The following is a 9,551-nucleotide window of genomic DNA, read 5'->3' as shown; positions in this document are numbered from 1 at the left end:
ACCCTGGAGGGCAGGTCGGCGGGTACTGGCGCTCAGGCAGTTCGGGGCAGGGGCATCAGTCCAACTGGGTGGAGACGATGGGGTCCTGCGCCGCCGTGTTCCACGGCAGCGAGGGCCACCAGCGTTCGAGGGAGGACGGCGCACCGGGTTCGACGCGCTCACCCGGCTTCGGGACGATGACGCTCACGCCCGTGGCCTCGCCCGCCGCGAGCATGCGTTCTGGCCGTCGACGGGCGCCCGTACCTCCCCAGGGGCGTTCCGACGTGGCGCCGTGCCAGCCTTCATGCCGGCGCGGCGCCAGGTTTCTCGCTACGCCCGTGCGGGGGCCAGTGCCGCGCGCTTGCTGTAGGTGTCGCAGAGCTCCAGGTATTCGTCGCTGTCGATGTCGAGCGCCGCCACCCGCATCTTCTTCGTCTTGGGCTTGTCCAGCGTGGTCTTGATTTGAATCATCTTGAGCGTGGGGATGCCCATGTAGGACTGGCTGTAATAGGTATTCTCGGTCATGTCGGCCCATTCAATCAGCAGGCCATCCTCGAAGCGGATGCCATCCCGACCGATAATCAGCGCGGGCTTGTCCAGGTTGCCCAGCGGCCTGATGCAGCCGTAGAGCATCCAGACCATGCAGAGGTTGACCGCCCCGCACAGCGCCATCACGCCGGGACTGTTCGCCAGCCGGAAGGTGAGGATGCCACAGAGGCCCGAGGCCACCGTCCAGATGATTACACCGAGGATGAGCTTCGTGCGCGAGTAGTAGACCTCGCGCGGTTTCAGCGTCTTCTGCTTGTTCTGCGAGGAACTGTAGATTTCCATGACGTGCGACCTGTGAGGGGAAAGGGAGTCAGCTGGCCAGCCGTTGCGACAGGTAGGCCAGGAGGACGGGCGCGTTGACGATGCGGGCCTCGTCAATCTTGAGCGGCTTGCCCTGGGCGGCGATGATCAGCTCGCGGGTGGAGACACCGTCGCCGAACTCGTCCTGGAAGCGGATGCTCTCGATGTCGTCCCAGCGCATCAGCCGCTTCTTGTGTGTCAGCCCGGCGTCACTGAGCGTGAGGGGCCCGAACTGCACCGCCTTGCCGGCGTTGACCTGCCGATGCACGCCGCCAATCAGCGCATCGACGACATGGTCCGCCACGTGGGCGTACAGCTCGTCCGCGTCGCTCCACAGGTTCAGCCTCAGCCGGTAGGTGCCTCCGCGGTGGCGCAGGACGAGCCGGTCGTGGTTCTGCTCCGTGATGATGGCGCTCACGTTCCGCCATGCGATGCGCGTGTCACCCGCGCGCAGGCACTCCTCATCCACCACCAGCTTCGGCGGCGCGGCCAGCCATGCGAACAAGTCGCTGGCCCGCCAGAAGATGAAATAGAGGCCGCAGGGGACGCCCGCCAGCAGGACGATGGGCGCGGAGTTGTAGCGGAGGAGCCCTTTGATGAAGTCCTGCGGGAGCAGGTAAATCTTGCCGAACGAGAGAAACGCCGCGGCCACCACGTAAATCAGGGCGAAGCCAGCGGCGAGCCAGTACAGGACGTGCGTGGGGAATTCCCGGGTGTGCGAGCGCTTCAGTGAAGACTCCGGAGCCGTGTCGAAAAGTGCACGCATCTATAAACAATCGCGTGTGTCTTTTCGATGAGATTCGCCACTGCGCTCAGGGTGAAACCAACGTGGCGCGTTTTACCAATGTCTCATACGCCGTGTGATGTTTCGGGGTTGCTCAGGTGCGGCGAATTCGAGAAACAATCGGCGTTCTCAGCCTGTGAGAAGTCATTGGATGAGGTTGCGTGAAACACAGCCTTTCCGTGTCTGTCGTGCCTGCGGCATGGCGGAGCGGGGGCCTCTGGTCGAAGCGGATGCCGCTGGCCGTTGGGGCGTAGCCGTCAGGTCGTGCGACCCGTCAAGGCGAACCCGGCCAGTCCCACCTCCGTGAACAGGAGTGCGGGGACGAGCAGTCAGGTACGGGGATGGGAACGCCGAGGCCCTTGGGGACCTGGACGCCGATGGCGCGGCCCCGCTCCGGTGAAGTCTCCTCAACCACCGGCGAGCGAGAAGTGCTTTGGCGCCTGAGCGCGACGAGGTGGCGCTGACGCGTGCGGAACGGGTTGGCGCGAACTCGTGAGCGTGTTTTGAGAGTCTTTGTCTGGGATGTGAGAGCGATTGGCTCGAGATGCGCGTCTACAACCTGCGGCTGGGCACGGACCAGGAACTGCTGGCGGTGGGCAGGAATGGCCGCCCCCTCTACGCGGGCGGCTTCCGGCCCCGGCCGTCACCCGACGGGAAGCGCGCTGGCCTCGTACTGCTTCGCGAAGTCCTCGCTCGGCGGAATGGGCTTGATGACGTCGATGAGCACCCCGTTGGGGTCCGCGGTGATGAAGTGCCGCTGGCCAAACGCCTCGTCCCTCAGCGGGAGGTGGATGGGCAGGCCGGCGGCCTGCACGTCCCGGTAGACGGCGTCCGGGTCTTCCACTTCGAAGTTCAGGATGGTCCCCGCCACCGTGCCCCGGGCCACCGCTGGCACCGTTTCGTGCCGGCCGTCGAGGATGGCCAGCGCGACATGCTCTGCATCGTCCGACTGGAGGTGGACGTACCAGTCGCTGGTGAAGCGCGGGCTGAAGCCGAAGTGCGCTGTGTAGAACGCCGCCGTACCTGCGACGTCGTTCGTCATGATGACCGGGTAGTAACTGGTGATTTTCATGGGCTCCGCTCTCCTTCGGGCTTGTCTTTCGCCGAAGTAACATACAGGCTGCATGTATGCAATCGAGGGCGCGAAGAAGCAACGATGAGCGCAGCGCGACGACGCGGCAGGCGCTCGTGAGCGCGAGCCGGGCGCTGTTCGTGGAGAAGGGGTATGCGCAGACGTCGACGCCGGAGGTGGTGGCCGCCGCCGCCGTGACGCGCGGGGCGCTCTACCACCACTTCGAGGACAAGCAGGCGCTGCTGCGGGCGGTGCTCGAGCGGGAATTCGCTGAGCTGCGCAGGGCCATCGACCAGGCGACGCCGCCGGCTCTGGGCGCGCGGGAGGCGCTCATCGCTGGAAGCCTGGCCTACCTCGACGCGATGGCCGTCCCGGGCCGCACGCGCCTGCTCCTCGTGGATGGGCCGGCGGTGTTCGGCCATGCGGAGATGATGGCACTCGACGAGGCCTCCGCCGCGGGCTCGCTACGAGAAGGGCTCGTCGCCTTGCTGGGGGACGGGCCGCTGGTGCCGGCGCTCGCCAGCCTGCTATCCGCTGCCTTCGACCGCGCGGCCCTGGCCATCAGCACCGGCGGCGATGCGAAGGCCTACCGCGCGGCGATGCTCGCGCTCATCGAGCGCGTCACCGCTGGCGCCGGTCGTTGAGCGGCAGCGGCTCCAGCGTGTTCGACTCCGTGTCGTCCGAGAGCGCCGAGGCCAGATGGACCAGGTTGGTGCCGATCAGATAGGAGGCCAGGATGACGGTGATGCGCAGCACGAGCAGCGTGGGCTCGAAGGGGAGGATGTCGCGTTCCTGGAGCCAGGCGAGCGTCTGCGGCGCGTAGGCGGCGTTGCAGGCCGCCACCACGCCCAGGAGCAGGAGCATCTGGACGATGCCGAAGAAGGTGTTGGCCCGGGAGCGGACCAGTCCGGCGAGCCCGCCCAGCCGTTCCATGAGCAGCGGCTTGACGAACTTCATCACCAGGATGCCCTGGATGATGCCCACGGCCAGCGGAACGAAGATTTCGGCCAGGGCCATGACTGTCTGGGTTTGTTCGCTCGAACTCATGGCCGCGGACGATGCTCCGTCATGCAAAGCGAATCAACCCGGTCCGCCGGTTGACGGATGCGGCACGCGAGCGTTTCAGGCGGCACAGCGGGTCCAGGCATTGCGCCTGAACCCGCCGTGTCACGTTCTGGAACGTCAGCCGCCAAGCTCCACGTTCTCCAGCACGCCCAGCGCATCGGGGATGAGCAGCGCAGCGGAGAAGTAGGTGCTGACCAGGTAGTTCGTGATGGCCTTGTCCGTCACATCCATGCGGCGCACGGAGAGGCCGGGTTCGACTTCGTCCGGCAGGCCGGTGCGGCGCAGGCCGATGACGCCCTGGTCCTCCTGGCCGGTGCGCAGCACGAGGATGGAGCTGGTGCGCTGCTCGGTGATGGGAATCTTGTCACACGGCAGCAGGGGGACCCCGCGCCAGGCCATGCACGGCGTGCCCTGGACCTCGACGGGCGTCGGATAGACGCCCCGGCGGGTGCACTCCCGGCCGAACGCCGCGATGGTGCGCGGGTGCGCCAGGAAGAAGCGCGACTTGCGGCGCCGGCTGAGCAGCTCGTCCAGGTCATCGGGCGTGGGCGGCCCGTTGCGGGTGTGGACGCGCTGCTTGAGGTCGGCGTTGTGGAGCAGGCCGAAGTCCCGGTTGTTGATGAGCTCGTGCTCCTGCCGCTCCCGCAGCGCTTCGATGGTCAGCCGAAGCTGCTGCTCCGTCTGGTCCATGGGGTCGCTGAACACGTCGGAGACGCGCGTGTGGACCCGGAGCACCGTCTGGGCCACGCTCAGCTCGTACTCGCGGGGCGTGAGCTCGTAGTCCACGTAGCCGCCCTGGATGTCCGGCTCACCGGAGTGACCGGCGGCCAGGGGGATGGCGGCCTGCCCCAGCTTGTCCTGGGGCTTCTTCAGGCGCTCCCGGTACCGCTCCACCTGGGCGCGCAGCGTGGCGGACCGGGCAATCAGGTCCTCGAACACCCGCTGCGGCAGGGACAGCACCGTGCATGGCGTGGTGGCCTTGACGGTGAAGGTCCAGACGTCATCCGACTCCGCCACGGCCTGGTCGCCGAAGTGGTCGCCGTCCGCCAGCACATCCAGGATGACGGGCTCGCCATACGGGCCCGCGCGGAGCTTGCGCGCCTTGCCGTGGGCCAGCAGGAACACGTGCTCGGCGGGAGCGCCCGCCTCGACGATGACGTCGCCCGCCTTGTACTCCGCCTGGGTGAACTGGCTGGCCAGGGCCGCAATCACCTCGTCGTTGCCGCTCAGGCCCCGCAGCAGCGGCAGCTTGAGCAGCTCCTGTGGGATGACCTGCACCTTCGCGCCGATGTTGCTGAACACGAGGCGGTCATCCGCCACCGCGTAGCTCAGCCGGCGGTTGACCCGGTACGTGCCGCCCGTCACCTCCACCCAGGGCAGCATGCGCAGCAGCCACCGCGGGGTGATGCCCTGCATCTGCGGGACGGTCTTCGTCGTCGTCGCGAGTTGACGCGCCGCGGCCGTGCCCAGGCTCAGTCGCGGGGTGTCGTCGCCGCCCGTCTTCACGAATTTCGTCATGTGGATTCCCTCACGTCATCCGAGCGGAAGGGGGGGCTAGTCGCCGCGGCCGATTTCGACGCTCTCCAGGATGCCCAGCGCGTCGGGCACGAGGACGGCCGCGGAGAAGTAGCTGGTGACCAGGTAGTTGATGATGGCCTTCTCGTTGATTCCCATGAACCGGACGTTGAGGCCGGGCTCGATTTCGTCGGGGATGGTGCCCGGGTGCAGGCCGATGACGCCCTGGTTCTTCTCACCCGCGCGCATCAGCATGATGGACGTGGTGCGCGAGTCGCTGACGGGAATCTTGCTGCACGGGAAGATGGGGACGCCGCGCCAGGCGGGCACCATGTTGCCGTTGAAGTCCACGCTGGTGGGGTAGATGCCCTTGCGGCTGCACTCCTGGCCGAAGGCGGCGATGGCGCGCGGGTGGGCCAGGAAGAAGGACGGCTCCTTCCACACGGTGGCCAGCAGCTCGTCCATGTCGTCGGGCGTGGGCGGGCCGCGCCGGGTGTGGATGCGCTGCTTGAGGTCGGCGTTGTGCAGCAGGCCGAACTCGCGGTTGTTGATGAGCTCGTGCTCCTTGCGCTCCTTCAGCGCCTCCACCGTCAGCCGGAGCTGCTGCTCCGTCTGGTTCATGGGCTCGTTGAAGAGGTCCGCCACGCGGGTGTGAATCTGGAGCACCGTCTGCGCCACGCTCAGCTCGTACTCGCGGGGCGACGTCTCGTAGTCCACGTAGGTGCCCGGCAGCACCGGCTCGCCGGTGTGGCCCGCGGCCAGCTCGATTTCGGCCTGGCCCGTGGTGTCCTGCTTCTTCTTCGAGCGCGCCTTGAACTGCTCGACGTGCTTTTGCAGCGAGGGCGACTGGGCCATCACGGCCTCGAAGTCGGACTGCTGCAGCACCAGCACGGTGGAGGCCGTGACGGCCTTGGCCGTGAACTTCCAATAGTCCTGCGACTCCAGCAGCGCCTCGTAGCTGTAGTGGTCGCCGTCCGCCAGCACCCCGAGCACGGTGGCGTCACCGTACTTGCCGGCGCCAATCTTGTTCACCTTGCCGTGGGCGATGAGGACGATGCAGTCCGCTTCCTTGCCCACCTCGGTGATGACATCGCCGGCCTTGTACGTCTTCTGCTCGAAGCGGTTGGCCAGCGCCGTCAGCACCTCGACGTCGTCGTAGCTGCGCAGCAGGGGGAGCTCGCACAGCTCCTGCGGGATGACCTGCACCTTGGCGCCGGTGGTGGTGAACGTCACGCGGCCATCGCCCACCGCGTAGCTCAGCCGGCGGTTGACGCGGTACACGCCACCGGACACCTGCACCCAGGGCAGCAGCTTGAGCAGCCACCGGGAGGAGATGCCCTGCATCTGCGGGACGGACTTGGTCGTCGTGGCCAACTGGCGCGCGGCGGCCGTGCCCAAGCTCAACTGGGACTTCTCGGCGTCACTGCCCGGCTTGATGATGTTCGACATGATGGGCCTTTCGATTGAGATGGAAGATCAGGCGCCGGAGCGCAGGTTGGCGAACAGGGAGGTGATGCGTGCGGCGGAGGTGCCCAGGCCGGTGGGACCCGAGGAGAGCCGCGGCGCCAGCTTGCGGGACGCGCGCAGCTCGAACTCCTTGTAGCGGTCCACCGTCTGGTGCCAGATGAGCACACCGCTCATCCACCACTGCAGCTTCTGGACGTACTGCTTCAGCTTGTCCTGGGCCTTGCCGTCCAGGTTGAAGCTGCGCGCCAGCGGCTCCAGCTCGTTGGCGATGATGTATTCGAACTGCTGCATCCGCGCGGTCATCAAGTCGTTGACGACGGAGACGGCCCGCGCCGGGTCCAGGTCCAGGAAGCGCTGGACGACCAACACGCCGTTGTTGAGCTCGCCTTCGAACTCAATCTCCTTCTGGTAGGAGAAGACGTCGTTGACGAGGCAGGCGTAATCCGCCGCGGAGTTCTCCAGGCTGCGGATGGGACGGGTGTGGAAGACCTCAGGCGGCAGCGCGTCGCCATGGGCCAGGCGGGACAGGCTCATGGTGAGGTCCGAGCCGAACGTCTGGCGCCGCATCTCCACGTAGTCGATGGGGTCCGGGATGCGGTTCTGGATCTGGTTGGCCAGCTCCCACAGCCAGCTCTCCGTCATGTCCAGGATGGCCTTGCGGAACAGGCTCCGTGAGGCGGGCGTCACGCCTTCGGTGGTGCGGGCCCACAGGTCCGCCAGCCCGCGCTCCACCGGGTTGGTGGGGGGCGGAACCACCGCGCCGGCGTCCTCCGGCATGAACAGCGCCAGCCGGGCGTTGAACACCTTGGCGCCGGCCATGTCCTTGGTGTGACCGTAGAAGGTCGGGAAGTAGTCGTCCGCGTAGGTGCCCCAGACGAGCCAGCAGGAGGACAGGTTGAGCTGCGCGGCGGTGGCGTGGGGATGAATCAACGCGCCGCAGAGCGCCACGTCCGCCACGTCGAACTTGTGGTCATCCCAGATGTAGCCGCCGGGCACTCCGGGGAGCACGTCCAGCATGCCCATGCGCCGCGCCCACGCCTTGGAGTCGCGCCGCGCGGCGTCCAGGTGGGGGCTCGGCTTCGTGGAGTACGGCATGTAGAACTTCGGCAGCTTCACCGGGCCCACGGGCTGGTACGGCACGTGGGAGAAGTTCTTGAGGCGGGTGAGCCCCAGGGCCGTGGGCGACTGCGGCAGCCGCGCCGCGGAGGTGCCCAGGCCGTTGGGGCCCAGGAAGAAGCCGCCCGCGCCGCCGGAGCCCTTGTTCATGTAGCGGCTGGAGCGCATGTGCCACTCGTGGCCGCCGGACTGCCAGTCCTGGAGCCCCCGGACGTACGTGAGCACCTGGGCCTGCTCCACCGGGTTCAGGCCGAACTCGACGAACAGGGACGGCAGCTCCGTCAGGACGGTGTTCTCGAACTGCTGGAGGCGCGAGGTGAGGACCTCGTTGACGAGGTGCGCGGCGCTGGGCGGGGAGATGTCCAGGAACTTCTCCATCACCAGGACGCCGTTGGAGAGCTCGCCTTCCTCCAGAATCTCCCGCTCGTAGGAGAACAGGTCGTTGCGCAGGTGGACCGCGTCGGAGAACGTGTCCTTCAGCACCCGCATCGGGCGGCTGGCCGCGACCCGGTCCGGGACTTCGGCGAAGACGGCGTGCTCCACCAGGTTCGCGGACCAGGGCGCACCGCCGACCTTGCGGCGCATCTCGATGTATTCGATGGGGTTGGAGACGCGGCGGTCGCTGATGTTGGACAGCTCCCAGCTCGATTCGTCCAGCAGGTGCTTGGTGCTCTCGAAGAACCGGCGCCGCCACGCCATGGAGCGGCTGGGGACGGTCCGGTTCCACAAATCCAGCAGCCCGGCCTCGACCGGGTTGGTCGGCGGCGGAGGCGTGGCCGCCGGGTCCACCGGCATGAACAATGGCAGACGGTCCAGGTATGCCTTCGCGCCGACCTGGTCCTGGGGGCGCTTGTAGAGCTCCAGGAAGTGGTCATCGAAGTAGAAGACCCAGACGTACCAGTCGGTGACGAGGTCCAGCTCCGGGCCCGGCGCCTCCGGATGCGTGTAGGCGCAGAGCAGGGCGTAGTCCATGGCATCGAACTTCGCCTCGCTCCAGATTTCCGGAGCGCTGCCATCCTTCGGGCGGCCAATGATTCCCAGCTCGCGTGCCCAGGCCTTCGAATGCACCCGGGCGCCTTCGAGGTTCGGATTCAAGCGCGCCGGCCAGGGAACGTAGAAGTCTGGCAGTTCGAATGGCTGCTTGTTTTTCGCCGTACTCATGGACGCCCCTCGTTGAACTCAGGGGGGCGTTATAGTTAGGCACTGAACACTTATCCAAGTGTTTCTTACATAAAAGATTCTCAGGTGAAGTCGCGATTTGCCTGCTGGCGCACGGATTTAGCTCCATCCGTGCGCCGTCATTCCTCCGCGATAAGCCGTGTTCTCATTCACCAGTAGGGCTGGTGACGAACTCCACGCGGCGGTTGGCGCTCCGTCCCTCGGGCGTGTCATTGGACGCAATGGGTTGGGCGGGGCCGTAACCCTTTGCAGTCAGACGCGAGCTCTCAACTCCTTGCTGGATGAGATATTGCCGCACTGCGTCCGCGCGGTCCTGGCTCAGTGTGCGATTGAGCTCCTCGGGGCCGGTGTTGTCCGTGTGTCCTTCGATGCGCAGGGACACGCCCGGGTTGGCCTTCAGGTAGTCCGCGATGGCGTCCAGGTTCCGACGCTCCGAGTCGGAGAGCGTCGACTGACCCACTGGGAACTGAACGTGGTGCTCGGTGGGCAGCCGCGTCGGCGCTTCGGTGGGGGGCGCCTGGGGCG

At 66.8% G+C, this 9,551-nt stretch carries 10 protein-coding genes; 1 reads left to right on the top strand and 9 read right to left on the bottom strand.

Translation table 11 applies throughout. The features are described from left to right. Window positions 1–55: 55 nt before the first annotated feature. From FL344_RS38805 to FL344_RS37215, 4 genes are all read right to left on the bottom strand, one after another. Window positions 56–214 (bottom strand): hypothetical protein, encoded by a 159-nt coding sequence (locus FL344_RS38805; RefSeq protein ID WP_194863401.1) that lies wholly within the window; start codon window positions 212–214, stop codon window positions 56–58. Window positions 215–309: 95 nt separating this feature from the next. Beyond that, entirely contained in the window at window positions 310–810 is a 501-nt protein-coding gene (locus tag FL344_RS37225) for a hypothetical protein (RefSeq protein ID WP_141621843.1), read from the bottom strand. A 28-nt stretch (window positions 811–838) separates the two neighbouring features. Continuing rightward, window positions 839–1,594 (bottom strand): DUF6585 family protein, encoded by a 756-nt coding sequence (locus FL344_RS37220; RefSeq protein ID WP_141621842.1) that lies wholly within the window; start codon window positions 1,592–1,594, stop codon window positions 839–841. 661 nt (window positions 1,595–2,255) lie between these two features. Continuing rightward, window positions 2,256–2,684 carry a VOC family protein gene (locus tag FL344_RS37215; protein WP_011556194.1) on the bottom strand — a complete coding sequence of 143 codons (429 nt, stop codon included), beginning with the start codon at window positions 2,682–2,684 and terminating at the stop codon, window positions 2,256–2,258. Window positions 2,685–2,740: 56 nt separating this feature from the next. On the opposite strand from FL344_RS37215, the gene FL344_RS37210 reads away from it, so the two are divergent. Continuing rightward, a complete protein-coding gene (locus FL344_RS37210) occupies window positions 2,741–3,328 on the top strand; it encodes a TetR/AcrR family transcriptional regulator (RefSeq protein ID WP_141621841.1) in 588 nt (195 codons plus the stop codon). Here the strand turns inward: FL344_RS37210 and FL344_RS37205 are convergent. From FL344_RS37205 to FL344_RS37185, 5 genes are all read right to left on the bottom strand, one after another. Then, window positions 3,306–3,701 (bottom strand): hypothetical protein, encoded by a 396-nt coding sequence (locus FL344_RS37205; RefSeq protein ID WP_141592537.1) that lies wholly within the window; start codon window positions 3,699–3,701, stop codon window positions 3,306–3,308. The two genes, FL344_RS37210 and FL344_RS37205, sit on opposite strands and share 23 nt — an antisense overlap. A gap of 165 nt (window positions 3,702–3,866) precedes the next feature. Continuing rightward, window positions 3,867–5,267, bottom strand: coding sequence for a family 2B encapsulin nanocompartment shell protein (locus tag FL344_RS37200; RefSeq protein WP_141621840.1), 1,401 nt, complete (start codon window positions 5,265–5,267; stop codon window positions 3,867–3,869). A gap of 36 nt (window positions 5,268–5,303) precedes the next feature. Continuing rightward, a complete protein-coding gene (locus tag FL344_RS37195; RefSeq protein ID WP_141621839.1) occupies window positions 5,304–6,713 on the bottom strand; it encodes a family 2B encapsulin nanocompartment shell protein in 1,410 nt (469 codons plus the stop codon). Window positions 6,714–6,740: 27 nt separating this feature from the next. After that, complete coding sequence (locus FL344_RS37190; protein ID WP_141621838.1) at window positions 6,741–9,008, bottom strand: family 2 encapsulin nanocompartment cargo protein terpene cyclase; 2,268 nt, start codon at window positions 9,006–9,008, stop codon at window positions 6,741–6,743. Window positions 9,009–9,171: 163 nt separating this feature from the next. After that, window positions 9,172–9,551 (bottom strand): OmpA family protein (locus tag FL344_RS37185; protein ID WP_141621837.1); only part of this gene is annotated, 380 nt, incomplete at its 5' end.

The sequence above is a fragment of the Myxococcus sp. AB036A genome, from assembly GCF_006547355.1.
In the GTDB taxonomy this organism is placed as follows: Bacteria; Myxococcota; Myxococcia; order Myxococcales; family Myxococcaceae; genus Myxococcus; species Myxococcus virescens.
Note: the sequence above shows the minus strand (reverse complement) of the source record. Positions and strands in the feature narration are given on the sequence as shown.